General features: G+C 74.0%; 19 protein-coding genes. 4 read left to right on the top strand and 15 right to left on the bottom strand.

All coding sequences use genetic code 11. From position 1 onward, the window contains the following. Positions 1-2: 2 nt before the first annotated feature. From AB4039_RS25780 to AB4039_RS25755, 6 genes are all read right to left on the bottom strand, one after another. Positions 3-539, bottom strand: a complete 537-nt coding sequence (locus AB4039_RS25780) for an arginine repressor (protein WP_266838061.1) — start codon at positions 537-539, stop codon at positions 3-5. 7 nt (positions 540-546) lie between these two features. Continuing rightward, a complete protein-coding gene (locus AB4039_RS25775) occupies positions 547-1,737 on the bottom strand; it encodes an acetylornithine transaminase (RefSeq protein ID WP_266838063.1) in 1,191 nt (396 codons plus the stop codon). Next, complete coding sequence (gene argB, locus AB4039_RS25770) at positions 1,734-2,642, bottom strand: acetylglutamate kinase (protein ID WP_266838065.1); 909 nt, start codon at positions 2,640-2,642, stop codon at positions 1,734-1,736. The genes AB4039_RS25775 and argB overlap by 4 nt, the downstream gene beginning before the upstream one ends. Then, on the bottom strand, positions 2,639-3,796 hold the full coding sequence (argJ, locus tag AB4039_RS25765; RefSeq protein WP_442271938.1) for a bifunctional glutamate N-acetyltransferase/amino-acid acetyltransferase ArgJ: 1,158 nt from the start codon (positions 3,794-3,796) through the stop codon (positions 2,639-2,641). The genes argB and argJ overlap by 4 nt, the downstream gene beginning before the upstream one ends. Next, positions 3,793-4,821: an N-acetyl-gamma-glutamyl-phosphate reductase gene (gene argC, locus AB4039_RS25760; protein ID WP_266838069.1), complete on the bottom strand. Its 1,029-nt coding sequence runs from the start codon at positions 4,819-4,821 to the stop codon at positions 3,793-3,795. Before argC ends, argJ begins: the two co-directional genes overlap by 4 nt. Before the next feature lie 82 nt (positions 4,822-4,903). Then, positions 4,904-5,473: a CGNR zinc finger domain-containing protein gene (locus AB4039_RS25755; protein ID WP_266838071.1), complete on the bottom strand. Its 570-nt coding sequence runs from the start codon at positions 5,471-5,473 to the stop codon at positions 4,904-4,906. 86 nt (positions 5,474-5,559) lie between these two features. On the opposite strand from AB4039_RS25755, the gene AB4039_RS25750 reads away from it, so the two are divergent. Further along, complete coding sequence (locus tag AB4039_RS25750; protein WP_442271937.1) at positions 5,560-6,792, top strand: MFS transporter; 1,233 nt, start codon at positions 5,560-5,562, stop codon at positions 6,790-6,792. A gap of 9 nt (positions 6,793-6,801) precedes the next feature. On the opposite strand, the gene AB4039_RS25745 is transcribed toward AB4039_RS25750, so the two are convergent. Next, positions 6,802-7,557: an N-acetyltransferase gene (locus AB4039_RS25745; RefSeq protein ID WP_442271936.1), complete on the bottom strand. Its 756-nt coding sequence runs from the start codon at positions 7,555-7,557 to the stop codon at positions 6,802-6,804. Positions 7,558-7,566: 9 nt separating this feature from the next. Next, on the bottom strand, positions 7,567-9,033 hold the full coding sequence (locus AB4039_RS25740) for an aminotransferase-like domain-containing protein (protein WP_266838077.1): 1,467 nt from the start codon (positions 9,031-9,033) through the stop codon (positions 7,567-7,569). Between AB4039_RS25740 and AB4039_RS25735 the strand changes: the two genes are divergently transcribed. Both AB4039_RS25735 and AB4039_RS25730 read left to right on the top strand, forming a co-directional pair. Then, on the top strand, positions 9,032-10,072 hold the full coding sequence (locus AB4039_RS25735) for a DMT family transporter (protein ID WP_442271935.1): 1,041 nt from the start codon (positions 9,032-9,034) through the stop codon (positions 10,070-10,072). The two genes, AB4039_RS25740 and AB4039_RS25735, sit on opposite strands and share 2 nt — an antisense overlap. A 57-nt stretch (positions 10,073-10,129) precedes the next feature. Continuing rightward, positions 10,130-10,327, top strand: coding sequence for a DUF1918 domain-containing protein (locus AB4039_RS25730; protein WP_266838081.1), 198 nt, complete (start codon positions 10,130-10,132; stop codon positions 10,325-10,327). Between the two features lie 18 nt (positions 10,328-10,345). Here AB4039_RS25730 and AB4039_RS25725 read toward each other — a convergent pair whose 3' ends face one another. Then, positions 10,346-11,593, bottom strand: a complete 1,248-nt coding sequence (locus tag AB4039_RS25725) for a glycoside hydrolase family 10 protein (RefSeq protein WP_442271934.1) — start codon at positions 11,591-11,593, stop codon at positions 10,346-10,348. Between the two features lie 153 nt (positions 11,594-11,746). Here AB4039_RS25725 and AB4039_RS25720 point away from each other — a divergent pair, with 153 nt between their 5' ends. Then, the gene (locus tag AB4039_RS25720; RefSeq protein ID WP_266838085.1) at positions 11,747-12,649 is read left to right on the top strand and encodes a 3-hydroxybutyryl-CoA dehydrogenase; all 903 of its coding nucleotides are present in this window, start codon (positions 11,747-11,749) and stop codon (positions 12,647-12,649) included. A 40-nt stretch (positions 12,650-12,689) separates the two neighbouring features. On the opposite strand, the gene AB4039_RS25715 is transcribed toward AB4039_RS25720, so the two are convergent. The 6 genes from AB4039_RS25715 to AB4039_RS25690 form a co-directional block, all read right to left on the bottom strand. Then, positions 12,690-13,220: an NUDIX domain-containing protein gene (locus tag AB4039_RS25715; RefSeq protein WP_266838087.1), complete on the bottom strand. Its 531-nt coding sequence runs from the start codon at positions 13,218-13,220 to the stop codon at positions 12,690-12,692. A 53-nt stretch (positions 13,221-13,273) separates the two neighbouring features. Then, positions 13,274-14,611, bottom strand: a complete 1,338-nt coding sequence (locus tag AB4039_RS25710; RefSeq protein ID WP_266838089.1) for a transcriptional regulator — start codon at positions 14,609-14,611, stop codon at positions 13,274-13,276. A gap of 457 nt (positions 14,612-15,068) precedes the next feature. Further along, complete coding sequence (locus AB4039_RS25705) at positions 15,069-16,088, bottom strand: PP2C family protein-serine/threonine phosphatase (protein ID WP_442271933.1); 1,020 nt, start codon at positions 16,086-16,088, stop codon at positions 15,069-15,071. Positions 16,089-16,240: 152 nt separating this feature from the next. After that, entirely contained in the window at positions 16,241-18,769 is a 2,529-nt protein-coding gene (pheT, locus tag AB4039_RS25700; protein WP_442271932.1) for a phenylalanine--tRNA ligase subunit beta, read from the bottom strand. Then, positions 18,769-19,896 carry a phenylalanine--tRNA ligase subunit alpha gene (gene pheS, locus AB4039_RS25695; RefSeq protein WP_266838095.1) on the bottom strand — a complete coding sequence of 376 codons (1,128 nt, stop codon included), beginning with the start codon at positions 19,894-19,896 and terminating at the stop codon, positions 18,769-18,771. Before pheS ends, pheT begins: the two co-directional genes overlap by 1 nt. Before the next feature lie 141 nt (positions 19,897-20,037). Continuing rightward, the coding region (locus AB4039_RS25690) for an ATP-binding protein (RefSeq protein WP_442271931.1) at positions 20,038-21,241 on the bottom strand (1,204 nt) is incomplete at its 5' end.

Below are 21,241 nucleotides of genomic sequence, written 5' to 3'. Positions count from 1 at the left end.
GGTCAGCCCTCCTTCTGCGCCAGGCGCAGGAGGTGGTCGGCCAGGGCCTGGCCGCCCGCCGGGTCGCGGCTGATCAGCATCAGGGTGTCGTCGCCCGCGATGGTGCCCAGGATGGCCCGGAGTTCGGCCTGGTCGATCGCCGAGGCGAGGAACTGGGCCGCGCCCGGCGGGGTGCGCAGGACCACGAGGTTCGCGGAGGCTTCCGCCGAGATCAGCAGTTCGCCGGAGAGGCGCCGCATCCGCTCCTCCTTCGCGGACTCGCCGAGCGGGGCCTGCGGGGTGCGGAAGCCGCCCTCGCTGGGGACCGCGTAGATCAGCTCGCCCCCGGTGTTGCGGATCTTGACCGCGCCCAGCTCGTCGAGGTCGCGGGAGAGCGTCGCCTGGGTGACGCTCAGCCCGTCGTCGGCGAGCAGTTTGGCCAGCTGGCTCTGGGAGCGGACCGGCTGCCGGTTGAGGATGTCCACGATCCGGCGGTGGCGGGCGGTACGCGTCTGCGGGACGGACGGACCGTTCTGCTCGGGTTCCTGCGCCTGGCTCATCGTCGTCTCATTCTCCGGATCGTCCCGCTTCGTCGAGGATGCCGGGCAGCGCCCGGACGAACGCGTCGACCTCGGCCTCGGTGATGACGAACGGGGGCATCAGCCGTACGACGTCGGGGGCGGGCGCGTTGACCAGGAATCCGGCTTCCTGAGCCGCGAGCTGCACCTTCGGCGCGAGCGGCTCTGTCAGCACGATACCCAGCAGGAGGCCGGACCCGCGGACGTGGGAGACCAGGGGATGACCGGAGGATTCGATTCCGGAGCGCAGCCGCTCCCCCCGCGCCTTGACCCGGTCGAGCAGGCCGTCGGCGGCGATGGTGTCGATCACCGCGAGGCCGGCCGCGCAGGCGACCGGGTTGCCGCCGAAGGTGGTGCCGTGCTGGCCGGGCTGGAGCAGGTCGGCGGCCGGGCCGAAGGCGGCCACCGCGCCGATCGGGAGACCGCCGCCGAGCCCCTTCGCGAGCGTGACGAGGTCGGGTTCGACGCCCTCGTGGGCCTGGTGCTCGAACCACTGGCCGCAGCGGCCGATGCCGGTCTGCACCTCGTCGAGGACCAGCAGGGTGCCGGTCGCGCGGGTGATCTCGCGGGCGGCGGTCAGGTACCCGGCGGGCGGGACGACGACCCCGTTCTCGCCCTGCACCGGCTCGATGACGACGAGCGCCGTCTCCTCGGTGACGGCGGCCCGCAGGGCCTCCACGTCGCCGTACGGGACGTGGGTGACCTCGCCCGGCAGGGGCAGGAAGGGGGCCTGCTTCTTCGGCTGGCCGGTGAGCGCGAGGGCGCCCATGGTCCGGCCGTGGAAGCCGCCGTCGGTGGCGACCATGTGGGTCCGCCCGGTCAGCCGGCCGATCTTGAAGGCCGCCTCGACCGCCTCGGCGCCGGAGTTGCAGAAGAACACCCGGCCCTCGCGGCCGAAGAGCTGGAGCAGCCGCTCGCCGAGCGCGATGACGGGCTCGGAGGCGTAGAGGTTGGAGACGTGGCCGAGGGTGGAGATCTGGGCGGTGACGGCCTCGACGATCGCCGGGTGGGCGTGGCCGAGGGCGTTGACCGCGATCCCGCCGACGTAGTCGGTGTACTGCTTGCCGTCCGCGTCCCAGACCTGGGCGCCCTCGCCCCGTACGAGGGCCAGGGGCGGGGTGCCGTAGTTGTTGGTCAGTGCGTGCTGCCAGCGGGCGGCGTAGTCCTGATTGCCCGTCATGTCCGTGCCCCTCCCTGGGCGTCGGGCACGACCATGGTGCCGATGCCCTCGTCGGTGAAGATCTCCAGCAGGATCGAGTGCTGGACCCGTCCGTCGATCACGCGGGCCGTGCCGACCCCGCCGCGCACCGCGTGCAGGCAGCCCTCCATCTTGGGCACCATGCCACTGGACAGCTCGGGCAGCAGTTTCTCCAGCTCGCTGACGGTGAGCCGGCTGATGACCTCGTCGCTGTTGGGCCAGTCCGCGTAGAGGCCCTCCACATCGGTGAGGACCATCAGCGTCTCGGCGCCCAGCGCGGCGGCGAGCGCCGCGGCGGCCGTGTCGGCGTTGACGTTGTACACGTGGTGGTCGTCGGCGCTGCGCGCGATGGAGGAGATGACCGGGATCCGGCCGTCCGCCAGCAGCGCCTCGATCGCGCCGGTGTCGATGGCGGTGATCTCGCCGACCCGGCCGATGTCGACGAGCTCGCCCTCGATCTCGGGGCTGTGCTTGGTCGCGGTGATGGTGTGCGCGTCCTCGCCGGTCATGCCGACGGCAAGCGGCCCGTGCTGGTTGAGCAGCCCGACGAGCTCGCGCTGGACCTGGCCGGCCAGGACCATCCGGACGACGTCCATGGCCTCGGGGGTGGTGACCCGCAGACCGGCCTTGAACTCGCTGACCAGGCCCTGCTTGTCCAGCTGGGCGTTGATCTGCGGGCCGCCGCCGTGGACGACGACCGGCTTGAGGCCGGCCTGGCGCAGGAAGACCACGTCCTGGGCGAAGGCGGCCTTCAGGTCCTCGTCGATCATGGCGTTGCCGCCGAACTTGATGACGACGATCTTGCCGTTGTGCCGGGTGAGCCACGGCAGGGCCTCGATGAGGATCTCGGCCTTGGGCAGCGCGGTGTGCCTCCTGGCCGTGCTCATGAGCTGTACGCGCTGTTCTCGTGGACGTACTCGGCGGTCAGGTCGTTGCCCCAGATCACGGCGGACTCGCCGCCGTTGGCCAGGTCGGCGGTGATGYGGACCTCGCGGCCCTTCATGGAGACCAGGTCGCGGTCCTCGCCCACGGAGCCGTTCTTGCACACCCACACGTCGTTGATGGCGACGTTCAGCCGGTCGGGGTCGAAGGAGGCCTTGGTGGTGCCGATCGCGGCGAGCACCCGGCCCCAGTTGGGGTCCTCCCCGTGGATGGCGCACTTGAGGAGGTTGTTGCGGGCGATGGAGCGCCCGACCTCGACGGCGTCGTCCTCGGTCAGCGCGCCGATGACCTCGATGCGGATGTCCTTGCTGGCACCCTCGGCGTCGCCGATGAGCTGGCGGGCGAGGTCGTCGCAGACGGTCCGTACGGCCTCGGCGAACTCCTCGTACGCCGGGACCTCGCCGGAGGCCCCGGAGGCCAGCAGCAGCACGGTGTCGTTGGTGGACATGCACCCGTCGGAGTCGACCCGGTCGAAGGTGGTCCGGGTGGCGGCGCGCAGCGCCCGGTCGAGGGTGGTGCTGTCCAGGTCGACGTCGGTGGTGAGGACGACGAGCATGGTGGCCAGGCCCGGGGCGAGCATGCCGGCGCCCTTGGCCATGCCGCCGACGGTCCAGCCGTCCCGGGTGACGGTGGCCGTCTTGTGCACGGTGTCGGTGGTCTTGATGGCGATGGCGGCGTCCTCGCCGCCGTCGGCGGTGAGGGCGGCCGCGGCGGTCTCGATGCCCGGCAGCAGCTTGTCCATGGGGAGCAGGACGCCGATCAGGCCGGTGGACGCCACGGCGATCTCCCCGGCGTTGTGTCCGCCGCCCAGGGTGGTGGCCGCCTTCTCGGCGGTCGCGTGGGTGTCCTGGAAGCCCCGGGGGCCGGTGCAGGCGTTGGCGCCGCCGGAGTTCAGGACGACGGCGCTGACGGCACCGCCGCGCAGGACCTGCTCGGACCACAGGACGGGCGCGGCCTTGACCCGGTTGGAGGTGAACACGCCCGCGGCGGCCAGACGCGGCCCGTTGTTGACCACGAGGGCCAGGTCGGGATTGCCGTTCGCCTTGATCCCGGCGGCGATGCCCGCCGCCGTGAACCCCTGTGCAGCCGTAACGCTCACGGCGCGACTCCAATCGTGGAAAGACCCAGCGTCTCGGGGAGCCCGAGCGCGATGTTCATGCTCTGCACCGCGCCGCCGGCGGTGCCCTTGGTCAGGTTGTCGATGGCGCTGATCGCGATGATCCGGCCGGCGGACTCGTCGTGGGCGACCTGGAGGTGGACGGCGTTGGAGCCGTACACGGACTTGGTGGTCGGCCACACGCCCTCGGGGAGCAGGTGGACGAAGGCCTCGTCCGCGTACGCCTTCTCGTACGCCGCGCGCAGCGACTGCGCGGTGGTGCCGGGGAGGGCCTTGGCCGAGCAGGTGGCGAGGATGCCGCGCGGCATGGGGACGAGGTTCGCGGTGAAGGAGACGGACACCCGCTCCCCGGCGAACGGGGAGAGGTTCTGCACCATCTCCGGGGTGTGCCGGTGGACGCCGCCGACCCCGTACGGGGTCACGGTGCCCATCACCTCGGAGCCGAGCAGGTGCGGCTTGAGGGCCTTGCCGGCGCCGGAGGTGCCGGTGGCGGCGACGATCACGGCCTCGGGCTCCGCGAGCCCCGCCCCGTAGGCGGGGTACAGCGCGAGCGAGACGGCGGTGGGGAAGCAGCCGGGGACGGCGATCCGCTTGGTGCCGGCCAGCGCGGCGCGGTGTCCGGGCAGCTCGGGCAGGCCGTACGGCCAGGTCCCGGCGTGCGGGGCGCCGTAGAAGCGGTCCCAGTCGGCGGAGTCCTTCAGCCGGTGGTCGGCGCCCATGTCGACGACGAGCACGTCGTCGCCGAGCCGGGCCGCGACGGCCGCGGACTGCCCGTGGGGCAGGGCGAGGAACACGACGTCGTGGCCCGCGAGGGCCTCGGGCGTGGTGGCCTCCAGGGTCCGGCCGGCGAGGGGGACGAGGTGGGGCTGCAGGCCGCCGAGGAGCTGTCCGGCGTTGGAGTGGCCGGTCAGCGCGCCGATCTCGACCTCGGGGTGCGAGAGCAGCAGGCGCAGGACCTCACCGCCCGCGTACCCGCTCGCTCCGGCCACCGCTACACGTACCACCATCGGACCTCCTCCTCGATGGCATGACTATACGTAGGGCTGCACTTTTATGCAATCGCCTTCCGATCTTCCTCCTCCCGGCGCCTCAGGCCCGCCGGGCCCGGAAGGCCGCGGCCTTGGTTCGGTTCTGGCAGGCGGTGGAGCAGAACTGGCGGGCGGCGTTGCGCGAGGTGTCCACGTACACGCGGTCGCAGCGGTCGGCCCGGCACACGCCCAGCCGGCCCGCGAGGCCGCCGCCCACCGCCAGGGCCAGCGCGGTGGCGCTGCCCGCGTTGACGCCCGCGGCGAAGGAGTCGTCGGGGCCGTGGAAGTGCATCTGCCACGCTTCACCCCCCGTCCGGTCCAGCCTCGGCCGGGCCCCGGTGTCGCGCAGCAGGTCGTTCACGGTCGCGGCCGCGGCGTCCACATCCCCATCCTGCATCGCCCGGAAGACCTCGCGCATGCGCCGGGCCGCGCCGACGAAGTAGTCCGCCTGCGCGGCGTCGACGGCGCGCGGCAGCGACGCCGCGACGCGCGGGACCGCCCCTTCGATCGCGGCGGGCAGCTCCGCCCCGCGCGGAGCCGTATACGGGCGGCCGCGCGCCTCTCCGTCCGTCAGGACGTTCACGAGCGCCACCGCCTGCTCCAGCAGTACCGCTACGTGACTGTCGAACATCACTTGACCGGTCACCCCTTCGATCGCTAGCGTCCATAGCCGTAACCGACATTACTCGATTCGACAGTTACGTGAGAGGTGGGGGCATGCCGCGGACCGTATGGCTGCTGGTGGTGGCGCGGGCGATCAACCGGCTCGGCGCCTTCTCCCTGCCCTTCCTGACCGTCCTGATCGGCACCGAGTTCGGCGCGGGCACCACGACGGCGGGCCTGGTCTCGGCGGGCTTCGGCCTCGCCACGATCCCCTCCCGGGTGGCGGGCGGCCGGCTGGCGGGCCGGATCGGGCGCCGCCGCACGATCGTGCTGGGACTCGTCGGCTGCGCCCTCGCCCAGCTGGGCATCGCCGCCGCGGGCTCCCTCGCCGCGGTGGCCGTCTTCGCGGTCCTGCTCGGCCTGTCCTTCGAGCTGTACGAGCCGCCGAGCCAGGCGCTGATCGCCGACGCCGTCGGCCCGGCAGACCGGGTGCGCGCCTATGGCGCGCTCAACGCCGCGCTGGCCGTCGGCGGCACCGGGGCCGGTCTGATCGCGGCGGGGCTGGGCCGGTGGGACCTGCGCTGGCTGTTCGTCGTCGACGCGCTCACCTGCCTGGCCTGCGCGCTGACCCTGCGCCTGGCCCTGCCGGCCGACGGCCCCCGGGGCCCGTACGCCGCGCGGGGCGACGGAAACGACGGCGGCGCGGGCGGCGACGGCGACGCGGGCGGCGACGACGGACCCGTGCGTCCGTGGCGGGACCGGGGGCTCTGGGCGATGTTCACCTCCGGGACCGCGTTCGCGCTCGTGTCCATGCAGATCGTGATGGCGCTCCCGCTCACCCTCGGCCACCGCGGCCTCCGGCCCGCCGACGCCGGGCTCCTGTTCACCGCCTCGGCCGTGACCGTCGTCGCGACCCAGCCGGCGCTGCGCCTGCGCCGCCTGGCCGCGTTGCCCGACCCCGCGGCCATGGCCCTCGGCTACGCCCTGCTGGCGGCCGGTCTGGCCGGCTACGCCATGGCGCGGGGCCTGCCCGCGTTCCTGGCCGCCACCGCCGTGCTGAGCGTGGGCGAGATGCTGGTCCTGGCCCGGGTCCTCGGCGTCGTGGCCGGCCTGGCGCCGCCCGGCGGCACCGACCGCTACCTCGCCGCGTACGGCATCAGCTGGGGCATCGCCACGGTCGCCGCCCCGGTCACCGCCACCCAGCTGCTCGAACGGGCCGGCGCCGGCACCCTGTGGGCGGCCACCGCGGCCCTGTGCCTCGCGCTCGCCGCCGCACAGCCCCTGGTGGTGGGGCCGCTCACCAGGGGTTTTCCGGTGCGGTCGGGAGCGGGCGGACCGGCGTCGTAGTCAGCGGCGTCAAGAGCCGTCCAGCCGGTGGCGGACCCACACGTTGGGTTCGACGTAGACCGCGAAGTCGCGTTCCGGTTCACAGTGGACCGGCGCCAGCGCACCGGGCAGGAGGACCGGGCCCTGGGTGTCGAAGGGCAGCCCGGTCCACTCCCGCCACTGCGCGAGCGTGCCGTTGATGGTCATGGAGAGCGGCGCCACCCCGTCGATGACCGCTCCGGCGCGCACGTGGACCCGCAGCCACGGGTCGTACGGGAGGCCGTCCTCGCGGGTCCGGTACGCGTACTCCGCCATCGGCGTGTCGGGCTCGGCCGGCTTCCCGCTGGGCCGGACCGGGGCCACCAGCTCCGCGAACCCGGCGGCGCGGGCGCCCTCGCGCATGGCGGCCAGCATCCGGCCGGAGAGACCCTCGCCCTGCCGGCCGGTGGCGACGGAGATCTCGATGGCGCTGACCGTGTCGGGCCGGATCCCGCGCCGCCGGTCGGAAAAGGCCCACATGAGGACCGCGTCCCAGCCCTGCGCGGGCAGCGCGCCCGCCCGCTCGGGGGTGTGCAGGGCGAACGGCAGGCTGAAGCCCCGGGCCACCACCGTCTCGCCGTCGGTCGCGATCCAGACGTACTCGGGGAACTCGGCGACCATCCGCGGGTAGAGCAGCCAGGCCAGGCAGTCGTGGCCGGCGAACTCCGGCCAGGAGTCCTCCATGTCCCAGAGCCTGGCCGCCAGCTCGGGGCGGCGGGCGAGGGAGGTGATCACTATGGCGGTCATGCGGGCAGGCTAGAACGCCCCTCCGCCCTCCTCAACGGGGTTTACGGGCGCCGCGGACAGCCCGCCCCGCATCCGCCGCACCGCCTCCACCAGTTCTCCCGGACCCGAGACCCCGGCGAAGCTCAGCCGGACGTGGGCCGCGGGCGGCTCGGCGCAGAAGAACGGCCGGCCGGGCGCGACCGCGACCCCGGCGCGCAGGGCTTCGGCGACGAAGGCCGCGTCATCGCCGCCCTCGCCGAGCCGGGTCCACAGCTGGTACCCGCCGGTCGGCAGCCGGACGGGCTCCAGCCCCGGCAGCTCACGCCGCAGCGCGCCCGCGAGCACGTCCCGCCGGTGGCGCAACTCGGCGGCGACGGACCGCAGATGACGCGGCCAGGCGGGCGCGCCGACCAGTTCGAGGGCGGCCTCCTGGAGCGGCCGGGGCACGAAGAAGCTGTCCACCACCTGGATCGCGCGCAGCCGGTCCAGCACCGGGCCCCGGGCGGCCAGCGCGCCCACCCGCAGGCTCGGCGAGGTGACCTTGGTCAGCGAACGGACGTGCACCACCACCCCGTCGGCGTCCTCGGCGGCCAGGGTGGGCGGCGGCGGACCGGCGTCCTCGTGGGCCAGGGCCCGCGCGTAGTCGTCCTCGATCACGAAGGCCCCGGCGGCCCGCGCGATCCTCAGCACCTCGGGCCTGCGGGCGGCGGACAGCACCGCGCCCGTCGGGTTCTGGAACAGCGGCTGGCACACGAACACCCGCGCCCCGGTGGCCTCGAAGGCGGCCGCGAGCAGCTCCGGCCGGACCCCGTCCGTGTCCACGGGTACGGGTACGGGCCGGCAGCCGGAGGCGCGGGCGATGGCGAGCAGCCCGGGGTACGTCGGGGACTCCACGAGGACCGGCGCCCCGGGCGGGGCCAGTGCCCGCAGGGCCGTGGTCAGCGCACTCTGCCCGCCGGCGGTGACGAGCACGTCGGCGGCCCCCACGGCCCCGCCGATCTCGCGGGCGAACCAGTCGCGCAGCTCGGGCAGCCCTTCCACCGGCGGCCGCCCCCACGCCCCCGGGCGGCGTCCGGCCCGTGCCAGCGCGGCGGCCATGGCCCGCTCCGGCTGGAGGGAGGGATGCAGGTAGCCGCTGTTGAGTCCGATCACCCCGGGCGGCGGCGTGGTCAGACAGGCCATCACCCCGGAGGCGTCCACCGAGCGGGGAACCACCTCACCGGTCCCCTCCGCGCTGAGGGAGACCTCCTGCCAGGAGGTGTCGCCGGAGGCGCCGGCCTCCGTGCGCGGCGGGGACCGGAACACCCCGGCGCCGGGGCGGGTGACCACGAGCCCCTCGGCGGCGAGCAGGGCGAGGGCCCGGGAAACGGTGACCGGGCTGACCCGGTAGCGCTCGACCAGGGCCCGGCTGGACGGGAGCTTTCCACCCACCGGATAGCGGTCCAGCTCCGACCGCAGGCTTTCCGCCAGTTCCGCCACACTGCTACGCTCGTACATGACAGCACAGAATAGCGCTACTCCCTCCGGCCCGATAGCGGTTAGGCCGACCGGTCACCCCTTCGGCGCGCACGCCGGCGCGGGCGTCGCGGGCGGCACCGCCGGCGTCGCGGGCGGCACCGCCGGCGTCACGGACGGCAGCACCGGCAGCGCTACGCGGGCGGCCACCACCGGACAGGCCGGCGGCACCCGCACCGGCACGGTCCTGGCCCTCCTCGGCGTCGTCGCCTTCTCGCTGACCTTCCCCGCCACCGCCTGGGGCCTGGAGAGCTTCGGCCCCTGGTCGCTCGTCGCCCTGCGCAGCGTCCTCGCCGCCCTCATCGCGGGCGGCTTCCTGCTGGCCGGGCGGGTCCCCCTGCCGGCCCGCGCGCACTGGGCGGGGCTCGCGGTCGTGGCCGGCGGCGTGGTGGCCGGCTTCCCGATGCTGACCACCCTCGCCCTGCAGACCTCCACCACCTCGCACGCCGCCGTCGTGGTCGGACTGCTCCCGCTGACCACCGCCTCCTTCTCCGCCCTGCGCACCGGCGCCCGGCCGTCCCCCCGCTTCTGGGCGGCGGCCGTCGCCGGAGCGGCGGTCGTCCTGGGCTTCACGCTCGCCCAGAGCGGGGGAGCCCTCTCCACCGGGGACGCCTACCTGTTCGGGGCGCTCGTGGTGTGCGCCGCCGGCTACACCGAGGGCGGGCGGCTGGCCCGGCTGATGCCGGGCTGGCAGGTGATCGGCTGGGCCCTGGTGCTGTGCCTGCCGCTCACCGTGGCCGGCTCCGCACTCGGGCTCGCGTACGAGCCGGTGCACCTGACCGCCCACGGCGTGGCGGGCCTGGTGTGGGCGGCGGCCGGTTCCACCTTCCTCGGCCTGTACGTCTGGTACCGCGGGATGGCCGAGATCGGCGCCCCGCGGGCCAGTCAGCTGCAGCTCGCCCAGCCCCTGCTGACCCTGGTCTGGTCGGTGGCGCTGCTGGGCGAGCACCTCTCCCCGGCGGCGCCCGCCGCCGCCGGCGCGGTGCTGGTCTGCATCGCCGTGACCCAACGGGTCAAATAGCCTGTAATCGCCCTAAACTGCTAACACCGGATCGGACCGCCACCGAGGAGGTCAGCTATGCGCGCTACTGAGGGCGACCAGCTGGTGCAGCACGGCCGGGTCGTGGGACAACACGACAAGGTCGGCGAGATCACCCAGGTACTGGGCGAGAACGGAACCCCTCCCTACCGGGTCCGCTTCACGGACGGCCACGAGGCGGTCATGTCCCCCGGCCCCGACTGCGTCGTCAAGCACCCGGCCGACCACACCCCCTGACCCGGGTGGCGGCCCCGCTCAACGCGGCGCCGCCGTCGTCGGATAGTGGTCGGCGACGACCCTGGCCATCGCACCGTTGGGGTCCGCGGCAACCTGCTTCGCCGAGAAGTAGACGTGCCCGCGGACCTCGGCGTGCCGCGCCGCGAGGGTCAGGTGCTTCGACAGCTCCGCCGGATCCCGCCAGGCGGGCGTGGAGCTCTCGGCGTCGCAGCGGTACAGCGCCTCCCCGGCGTACAGGGCCACCCGCGTGCCCCTGACGGTCTCCGCCCACCACTCCACGATCGCGGCGTAGTCGGCGGACGGGTGGCCGATCTGCCAGTACGCCTGCGGCACGATCGAGTCGATCCAGCCCTCGCGGACCCACTTGCGGGTGTCCGCGTACAGGTCGTCGTACGTCTGCACGCCCGCCCGGGTCCGGGAGCCGAGCGGGTCCCGGTCGCTGTTGCGCCACACCGCGAAGGGGCTGACCCCGAAGCGGGCCGCCGGGCGGACGCCCTTCAGCCGGTCCGACATCTCCTTCACCAGGGTGTCGGTGTTGTGGCGGCGCCAGTCCGCGCGCGAGGCGAAGGACCCGCCGTACCGCTCGTAGGCCTCGTCGTCGTCGAACTCCTGGCCGTCGACCGGGTACGGGTAGAAGTAGTCGTCCCAGTGCACCCCGTCGACCGGGTAGCGGGAGACGGCGTCGAGCATCGCCTCCTGGACGAAGGCCCGCACCTGCGGCAGCCCCGGGTTGTAGTAGAGCTTGCCCCCGTAGGGCACCGCCCAGGTGGGGTTGCGGCGGACCGGGTGCGCCGCGGCGAGCCGCTGCGGATCGGTGTGGTTGGCCACCCGGTACGGGTTGAACCAGGCGTGCAGCTCCAGCCCCCGCGCGTGCGCCTCGGCGACCGCGGTGCCCAGCGGGTCCCAGCCGGGATCCCGCCCCTGCACCCCCGTCAGCCACTGCGACCAGGGCTCCTTCGTCGAGGGCCACAGGGCGTCGGCCGTCGGCCTGACCTGGAGGAACACGGCGTTCAACCGCCGCTCCACGGCCGTGTCGAGGAGCCCGGTCAGCTCCGCGCGCTGCTCCCGCGCGGACAGCCCGGCCCCGGACGGCCAGTCGACGTTCTCCACAGTGGCGATCCACATCCCCCTGAGTTGCGGGACCGGCGCCCGCCCACCGCCGGACCCCCGCACCGCCCCCCGCTCCCCCGCCGGGGCGGCCGCCGCCGTCGTGGCCAGCACCCCCGCGGCCCCCGCCAGCAGCCCCCGCCGTCCGATGTGCGCCATGTGACGACTCCGTTCCGCTCCGTGACATCACTCTGCGTGCGCCCAGCATGCCCGCCCCACCCGGCCACCGGGGGCAAGGACGGGGGTAACGTCGGGGGGCGTGGCGGGCGCCGGACGCAGTTACCACTGCCCCCTCCGGGGGACCCGCGATGGATGAGCAGCGAAAGGCACGATGTGACGGACCTCTCTACCCTCCCGACCGACATCGCACGGGTCGGCGTGGTGGGCTGCGGCCAGATGGGCGCGGGCATCGCCGAGGTGTGCGCCCGCAGCGGTCTTGAGGTGATGGTCGCCGAGACCACGGGCGAGGCCCTGGAGATCGGGCGCACCCGGCTGCACAACTCCCTGACCAAGGCCGCCGAACGCGGCAAGATCAGCGAGGAGGAACGGGACGCCACCCTGGCCCGCCTCACCTTCACCACCGACCTCGGCGAGTTCGCCGACCGCGACCTCGTCATCGAGGCCGTCGTCGAGAACGAGCAGGTCAAGACGGAGATCTTCCAGGTCCTCGACCAGGTGATCACCCGCCCGGACGCGATCCTCGCCTCCAACACCTCCTCGATCCCGCTGGTCAAGCTGGCCGTCGCGACCTCGCGGCCCGACCAGGTCATCGGCATCCACTTCTTCAACCCGGCCCCGGTGCAGCAGCTCGTCGAGCTGATCCCGGCCCTGACCACGTCCGACGAAACCGTCAAGCGCGCCGAGGCCCTGGTCGCGAAGGTGCTGGGCAAGCACGCGATCCGCGCCCAGGACCGCAGCGGCTTCGTGGTCAACGCCCTGCTCATCCCGTACCTGCTCTCCGCGATCCGGATGTTCGAGTCCGGCATCGCGAGCCGCGAGGACATCGACAACGGCATGGAGCTGGGCTGCGCCCACCCGATGGGCCCGCTGAAGCTGGCGGACCTGATCGGTCTGGACACGGTCGCCTCGGTCGCCGATTCCATGTACGCCGAGTTCAAGGAGCCGCTGTACGCCGCTCCCCCGCTGCTCCAGCGGATGGTCGACGCGGGCCGCCTCGGCCGCAAGACCGGCTCGGGCTTCTACCCCTACGGCTGACACCCGGCGCGGACGCGCGGGGGGAGCACCGCCGGCCGGCCTAGCCGAGCCGCAGATGGTGCAGCAGGAGCAGCCCGGCCGCCATGTTGGCGGCCGGGACCTCGCCGCGCGCGATCATGTCCGGCACGAGCTTCAGCGGGACCCACTCGCGCCGCGAGGACTCGAAGTCGTCCTGCGGGTGACCGACGTACGTGGCCCCCTCCGCCCAGTAGAGGTGGTGGCGGGCGTCGGTCAGCCCGTTGGACGGCTCCACCGTCATCAGGTGGTGCAGCGGCCCCGGCCGCCAGCCCGACTCCTCCTCCATCTCCCGCGCCGCCGCCGCCTCGACGGCCTCGCCGTCCTCGACCACCCCGGCGGGCAGTTCCCAGCCCCAGCTGTCGGTGATGAACCGGTGCCGCCACAACAGCAGCACCTCGTTGGCCTCGTTGACGGCCGTGGCCACGGCCACCGGGCGCAGCCGGATCACGAAGTGGTCCAGGTGCCGGCCGTCGGGGAGTTCCACGTCCGCGAGGTTCACGTCGAACCATCGGTTCTTGTACACGGTCTGCTCACTCAGGTTCGTCCACTGCACGGTTGTGCCACCTTTCGCATCCGTCGGTGGCAACATGGCAGCAGTTCCTGCCGTCACAGGGGAACGCGCAACGCCCCGTCGATGAGCTGCGCGGTCTCCTCCGCGCCCGCGTACCCGCTGGTCAGCAGCTGTTCCCGGACCGCCCGCAGCCGGTCGCGCAGCCTCAGCGACTCCATCCCCTTGGCCCGTTCGGCCATTTCGGCCGCCGAGGCCACCGCGCGGTCCGCCTCGCCCTGGCGCAGCTGGATCTCGCACAGCATCGCGAGCCGGTGCACCCTCCCCCGGTCGTGCGCGGGGGTCCCCACGGCCTCCGCGGCCTGGGCGTGCGCCGCGTCGAGGTCCCCCAGGCTCAGCAGCGCCTCCGCCACCTGTACGTTGACCAGTCCGGGCTGTACGTAGCCCGTCTCATCGGGCTCCGTGCCCGGCCGGATCCGCTCGGCGGCCGCCTCCGCGCTGCGGATGCAGGCCAACGCGGCCACCGGATCACCGAGTTGGGCGTAGGCCTTGGCCTGCATCGCGTACAGGTCCGCGGCCAGCGCCGGGGTGGTGTGCCGTCCGGCGGCGCGCAGCGCCGCCTCCGCGAAGGCGACGGCCTGGCGGTACTCCCGCAGGTGCAGCGACTGGTTGACCAGCAGGGCGATCACGTACGCGCCGAGCCCCCGGTCCCCGCTGGCCTTGGCGAGCCGCAGCGCCTGGTGGAAGTAGCGCTGGGCGAGCCCGTGGGCGTCGGAGTCGTACGCGCAGATCCCGGCGACCGCCACGAGGGACCCGGTGGCCCGGTGCAGGAGCCGGCCGATCCCGTCCGGGTAGCTGCCGCGGAGCATCGGAGCGGTCTCGCTGCCGAGGAAGCGGACGATCCGGGCGCGGGTCGCCATCCCGCCGGCCCGCCGGTACATCAGCTCGTAGTGCGCGCGGGCCGCCCGCAGGACCTCGATGTGCTCGGGCCCGATCCGGTGCGGGCCGGAGCGGGACACGTCGGCGTCCTCCGGCGGGTTCTCCCACTCCCACACCGGGATCACGGCCGGGGTCCCGGTGACGGCCTCGGCGGTGAGCAGCGCGGGCCGGCCCAGTTCGTCCGAGCGCCACAGGGCGGTGGCGCGGTCGACGAAGCCGCCGATCCGGGTCGTGTGCGGGCTGTGCTGTCCCGGGATCCCGAGCCCGATGTCCTCCAGTCCGACGGGCCGTCGCAGGCGTCCGCCGAGCACTTCGCAGATCAGGTCGGGCACTTGGCCGCGGGGGCGCTGCCCCTTCAGCCAGCGCGAGACCGCGGTGTGCTCGTAGCGCAGCGCGAGTCCGCGCGACCGGCCCGCCTGATTGACGTGCGCGGCGAGTCCTGCGTGGGACATGCCCGCCTCGGCGAGGAGGGCGTCGAGCAGGGCGTTGGGCTGCATGGGCCCTCCAAGGGCTCGTCGGATCCAGGCTAGTGGCTGGGGGCCCCGTGCGGGGTGCGGTGTGCTCGATTCACACGGGGTGTGAATCGAGTACGCGCATAAATGCGATGCGCACCCTGCCGCGGAGGGGCCCCGCGGGGTTTCACTTAAGAGCCTCGCCAAGGAGGCCGCTCGGGTCGTCGGCTCCCCCTCGTACAGTGCGACGACCCGGCACCGCGCCGCCCGCCCTGCTGTCTGCCCGACACTCCATGGCAGGCGGGCGGCGCACCACGGCTCCGCGCCGGGGCCCGGTTGGTCGCCGGGCGCCCGCCAGGAGCCGGGCCGCACCCGCACCGGGCCCTTCCACCGGCCCGGTGCGGAGTGGCTCCGCCGGTCGCGCGGAGACGGCCGGACCGGTGCAGGGCCGGTACGGCTCCGCCGCCCGGCACGCACCCGGCCCGGCCGGAGGAGCGGCCCGTCAGGGGCGCCCGCCCCGGTCGCCCCGGTCGTTGCGGAGCACCAGCAGGGTCACGTCGTCCGTGACCCGTCCTCTGGTGTGGCGCAGCAGTGCGGCGTGCACGCCCGCGACCAGCCGCGCGGGCGTGGGCGCCGGCTCCCGGGCGAGGACGCCCCGCAGCGGGAAGAAGCGGCCCCGGCGGTCCCGGGCGTCCTCGGCGCCGTCGGTGTACAGCACGAGGACCTCGCCGGGGCCGATCTCCCCGCAGTACCGGGACCGCAGGTCCGGCGGCAGGGGAACCACCCCGAGCGGCGGCAGCGTCTCGCCGCCCGCGAGCGGCCGTACCGTGCGCGCCGGCGGGCCCGGCGGGACGGACGCCGGTGCCGGGTCGAGGCGGTAGGGCCAGGGGTGACCGCAGTTCAGGGCCTCCACCGAACCGTCCGCCGCGATCTGGAGCAGCAGCACCGTCACGAACTCCTCCGCCACCGTGGACCGCGGCCGTTGCGGTGAGGCCGCCGGGGGCTCGGCGCGGGCGCGTTCGCGCAGGTGCCGCTCCAGGGAGCGTTCCATCCGCCGCAGGACCCCGGCGGGCTCGGGCTCGTCGTGGGCCGCCTCGCGGAAGGAGCCCACTACCGCGGCGGCCGCCCCCAGGGCCGGGAGGCCGTGGCCCCGTACGTCCCCGATCAGCACCCGTACGCCGTACGCCGTGGTCACCGCTTCGTACAGGTCCCCGCCCACGGACGCGCCCCGGCTCGCCGACAGCTGGGCCGCCGCGAGCGCCAGGCCGTCCATCCGCCCGGGCAGCGGTCTCAGCAGGACCTGCTGGGTGGCTCCGGCGATCTCCCGCGAGCGGCGCAGTTCGGCCACCAGCCCGTGGCGGACGCGCAGCGCGCAGCCCGTGGCGAGGAGCAGGAAGGCCGCGCAGGTGGCGAGGCCCGGCCCCGGCCGCCCGGGGGCGGACGGGTCCCAGGACACCGCGGCGCCGCCCCGGGCGAGGGCGCACACCCGGCGCACCCGGGGCCTCTCCGTGCGCGTGATCATCCGTAGGACGCTCCCCTCCGGCTCGACGGCCGGAACGATTGTGTCGACCTCCTGACGTACCGGACACGTGTCACCGTTCTTCTCACCCGAATGAGTGAGGGGCCCCTCCGGTGATCCGGAAGGGCCCCTCGATCGGGTTCTGCGGCGGGGCGCTACGCGCCGCGCAGCACCGCCCCGGTCCGCTCGCCGGCCAGGGCCACCGCCGCGTCGCGCGCGGCCGTGGACTCCTCGGCGGTCAGCGTGCGGTCGGTCGCGCGGAAGCGCAGCGCGTACGCGAGGGACTTCTTGCCCTCGCCCACCTGCTCACCGGTGAACACGTCGAACAGCCGCAGGGACTCCAGCAGTTCGCCGGCCCCCTTGCGCAGCGCGGTCTCCACCTCGGAGGCCGGGACCGACGCGTCGACGATCAGCGCCACGTCCTGGGTCGCCACCGGGAAGGAGGAGATCCGGGGCGCCTGGAGGGCCTCGCCGCCGGCCGCCGCGAGACGGTCCAGGTCGATCTCCATGGCGCTGGTACGGGCGGGCAGACCCATCGCCTTGACCACGCGGGGGTGCAGCTCACCGGCGTGGCCGATGACCGTCTCCACGCCGTTCAGGACGACGACCAGCTCGGCGCAGCGGCCCGGGTGCCAGGGGCCGTACTGGCCCTGGCGGACCACCAGCTCGGTACCGGCCTCGACGGCCAGCGTGCGGGCTGCCTGGACCGCGTCGGCCCAGTCGGCCGGACGGCCCTTGCCCCACCAGCCGGCCTGCTCGCGGGCCCCGGCCAGCACGACCGCGGCGTGGCGCGGCTGCGCGGGCAGGGCCGCGTTCAGGGTGGCGATCTCCTCGTCCGTGGGACGACGGTCCACGGGCAGGCGCACGGCGACGCCCGGCCGGTCGCCGGCGAGGAAGACGGAGCCCGTCTCGAAGAGCGCGAGGTCGTGGCTGCCCCGGCTGTCGTTGCGGCGCAGCGCGCCGAGCAGACCCGGCAGCAGCGTGGTGCGCAGCGCCGGCTCCTCGTCGGAGATCGGGTTGACCAGCTTGACCACCTGGCGGGCGGCGTCGTGCGCCGGCAGCTGGAGCTGGTCGAAGACGCCCTCGCCGAGGAACGGGTAGCTCAGCGCCTCGACGTAGCCGGAGGCGGCCAGCGCGCGGCCGGCCCGGCGGTGCAGCTGCTGCCGGGCGTTCAGGCCGCGGCCGGAGGGCACCTGCGGGAGGGTGGACGGGAGGTTCCCGTAGCCCTCCAGCCGGATGACCTCCTCGGCGAGGTCGTTGGGCTCGGCGAGGTCGGGACGCCACGAGGGGACGGTGACGACGAGCTCGTCCTGGCCGTAGACGTCGCAGCCGACCTCCTGGAGGCGGCGCACGACGGTCTCGCGGCCGTAGTCCATGCCCGCGACCCGGTCCGGGTGGTCGGCGCGCATCGCGATGGTGCGCGGGGCGCCCGGGGCGGTCAGCTCGGTGACCCCGGCCTCGGCGGTACCGCCCGCGAGCAGCACGAGCAGGTCGACGGTCCGCTGCGCGGCCGCGGCGGCGGCCTGCGGGTCGACGCCCCGCTCGAAGCGCTTGGAGGCCTCGGAGGAGAGCTTCAGGCGGCGGGCGGTGCGCGAGATCGACACGGAGTCGAAGTGCGCGGCCTCGACGACCACGTCCGTGGTGCCGGTGACGGCGCCCGTCTCCGGGTCGGTGACGGAGTCGGCGATCTCGGTGTTGGCGCCGCCCATGACACCGGCGAGCCCGATGGGGCCGCTGTTGTCGGTGATCACCAGGTCCTCGGCGTCGAGCGTGCGCTTGACCCCGTCGAGGGTGGTGAACTTCTCGCCCTGCTCGGCGCGCCGGACACCGATGGCGCCGTCGAGGCGCGAGCGGTCGTAGGCGTGCAGCGGCTGGCCGAGTTCGAGCATCACGTAGTTGGTGACGTCGACGGCGAGCGAGATCGGGCGCATGCCCGCCTTCTGGAGGCGGCGCGTGAGCCAGATCGGGGACCGGGCCTCGGGGTCGAGACCGGTCACGGTGCGGGCGGTGAAGCGGTCGCAGCCGGCCGGGTCGTCGATCTTGACCAGGTAGCCGTACGAGTTCGGCGCGGGCACGTCGAGCAGCGCCGGGTCGCGCAGCGGCAGGCCGTAGGCGGTGGCGGCCTCGCGGGCCACGCCGCGCATGGACATGCAGTAGCCGCGGTCCGGGGTGATGTCGATGTCGAGGACCTCGTCGACGAGCTGGAGCAGCTCGATCGCGTCGGTGCCGACCTCGTGCTCCGGCGGCAGCACGATGATGCCGTGCGTGCCGTCGTCGCCCATGCCCAGCTCGTCGCCGGAGCAGATCATGCCGTGCGAGGTGCGGCCGTAGGTCTTGCGCGAGGCGATCGCGAAGTCCCCGGGCAGGACGGCGCCGGGCAGGACCACGACGACCTTGTCGCCGACGGAGAAGTTCCGGGCGCCGCAGACGATCTCCTGCGGCTCACCGGTGCCGTTGGCGGAGCCGACGTCGACCGTGCAGAAGCGGATCGGCTTGCGGAAGCCCTCCAGCTCCTCGATCGTCAGCACCCGGCCGACGACCAGGGGGCCCTTGAGCCCGGCGCCGAGCTGCTCGACGGTCTCGACCTCCAGGCCGGCGTCGACGAGCTTGGCCGCCACGTCACGGCCGGTCTCACCTGCGGGGAGGTCTACGTACTCCCGCAGCCACGAAAGCGGGACCCGCATCAGATCTCCATCCCGAAGGGCCGGGTGAAACGAACGTCACCCTCGACCATGTCTCGCATGTCTTCAACGTTGTGACGGAACATCAGCATCCGCTCGATGCCGAAGCCGAAGGCGAACCCGCTGTACTTCTCCGGGTCCACACCGCAGGCGGTCAGCACCTTGGGGTTGACCATGCCGCAGCCGCCGAGCTCGATCCAGCCCTCGCTGGAGCAGGTGCGGCAGGGGCGGTCGGGGTTGCCCACCGAGGCGCCGCGGCACACGTAGCACTGCATGTCCATCTCGGCGGACGGCTCGGTGAAGGGGAAGAAGTGCGGGCGCAGGCGCGTGGTGGTGCCCTCGCCGAACAGCTCCTGGACCATGTGGTCCATCGTGCCCTTGAGGTCCGCCATGGTCAGGCCCTCGTCCACGGCGAGGAGCTCGACCTGGTGGAAGACGGGCGTGTGCGTCGCGTCGAGCTCGTCGGTGCGGTAGACCCGCCCCGGGCACACGATGTAGACGGGGGGCTTGCGCTCCAGCAGCGAACGCGCCTGCACCGGGGAGGTGTGGGTGCGCAGCACGACGCCGGACTCGTCGCCCTCGGTGCCCTCGGGCCCCTGGACGAAGAACGTGTCCTGCATCTGGCGCGCCGGGTGGTCGGGCGTGAAGTTGAGGGCGTCGAAGTTGAACCACTCCGCCTCGACCTCGGGGCCTTCCGCGACCTCGTAGCCCATGGCCACGAAGATGTCCGCGATGCGGTCCATCAGCGTGGTCAGGGGGTGGCGGGCGCCGGCGGGCACGCGGTCGTAGGGCAGCGTGACGTCCACCGCCTCCTCGACCAGCACCCGCTCGTCGCGCTCGGCTTCGAGCGCCACGGTGCGGGCCCCGAAGGCCTTGTTCACGGCGCCGCGGGCCTGACCCACGAGCTTGCCCGCCGTGGCCTTGGCCTGCGGGGGCAGCGCGCCGATCTCCCGGTTGGCGAGCGCCAGGGGCGAGCGGTCGCCCATGTGCGCGGTCTTCGCCTCGCGGAGCTCGTCGAGGTCGCCGGCGGACGCGAAGGCGGCGAGCGCCTCGTCCCGCATGCGCTCGATCTCTTCCGGTTTCAGTGCCTCGACCTCGACAGGGTCGTACGACTTGTTCGGTGCCGACATCTCTTCCCGTACTTCCGATGGCTGGCTGGTGGTCCCCGTACGACTCGATCGGCACAAGGACACAAAGGTGCCAAAGGACGAGTCTAAGGGCCGTCGGGGGTGGAGGAGCCCGTGGGCCGCCTGGCGAGACGCTCCGCAGGGTTACTGCGTGAGGTAGGCCGGTGCGCTCACGGGCAGGATAAATCGGAACTCGGCCCCGCCGCCGGGGCCGCGGCCGACCGTGATGGTGCCGCCGTGGGCCTCCACGATGCCCTTGACGATGTACAGGCCCAGGCCGGTGCCGCCGCGCTTGCTCCCCCGCCAGAAGCGGGTGAAGACGCGGCCCATCGATTCCTCGGGGATCCCGGGGCCTTCGTCGGTCACGGTGACGGCGGTTCCCTTCTCGTGCGGCGCCACGTCGATGGTGACCGTTCCGTCACCGTGGCGCACCGCATTTTCGAGGAGGTTGCCGAGGATCTGGTCGATCTTGTCCGGATCGGCCCACAGGTCGGGCAGGGGGCGGCTCACGCGGACGAGGAAGCGTTCGGGTGCCTGGCCGTTCGCGGTGAGCGCCTGGACGTGGCGGCCGACGGCGGCGGCGATGTCGACCGGCTGGCGGCGCACCTCCAGGCGGCCGGAGTCGATGCGGGAGATGTCGAGCAGCTCGGCGATCAGGCGGGTGACGCGGTTGGCGTCGGCGTCGACGGTCTCCAGCATCAGCCGCTTCTGGTCGTCGGTGAACCGCTCCCACTTGGCCAGGAGGGTCGCCGTGAAGCCCTTCACCGAGGTCAGCGGGGAGCGCAGCTCGTGCGCGACGGTGGCGATCAGCTCGGCGTGGCTGCGTTCGGTGCGGCGGCGGGCCTCGGTGCCGCGCAGGGTGACCACGAGGCGGCACAGCGGGCCGGTGGGGTGGCTGCGGACGTAGCGGGCGGAGACGAGCACCTCGCGGCCGCCGGGCAGGAGCAGATTCCGCTCGGGCTGTCCGCGGCGGGTGGCGAGGCCGCCGTACGGGTCGGTCAGGGCCCACCAGCGGCGGCCTTCGAGGTCTTCGAGCGGCAGCGCCCGGTCGATGCGGGCGCCGAGGGCCTGGCCCGGGTCGGTGGCGGTCATCCGGGCCGCGGCCCGGTTGAAGCAGATCACCCGGCCGGTGTGGTCGGCGACGACGAGCCCGTCGGGCAGCTCGTCGGGGTCGATCCCGGACCCGGCCCATGCGGGGGCCCCGTCCGCGGTCCCCGGGCCCGCGGACGGGTGGCCGGGGGCGGAGCCCCCGGTGACGGCCGACGGGCCGGATCCGCGGGCCGGGCCGGGGCCGGGCGCGGAAGCCGGGGTCGCGGCGGCGGCGGAAGCCGGGGTCGCGGCGGCGGCG

The organism is Streptomyces sp. M-16, assembly GCF_052114405.1.
GTDB lineage: Bacteria > Actinomycetota > Actinomycetes > Streptomycetales > Streptomycetaceae > Streptomyces.
This window is presented reverse-complemented; position numbering and strand designations above follow the sequence as displayed.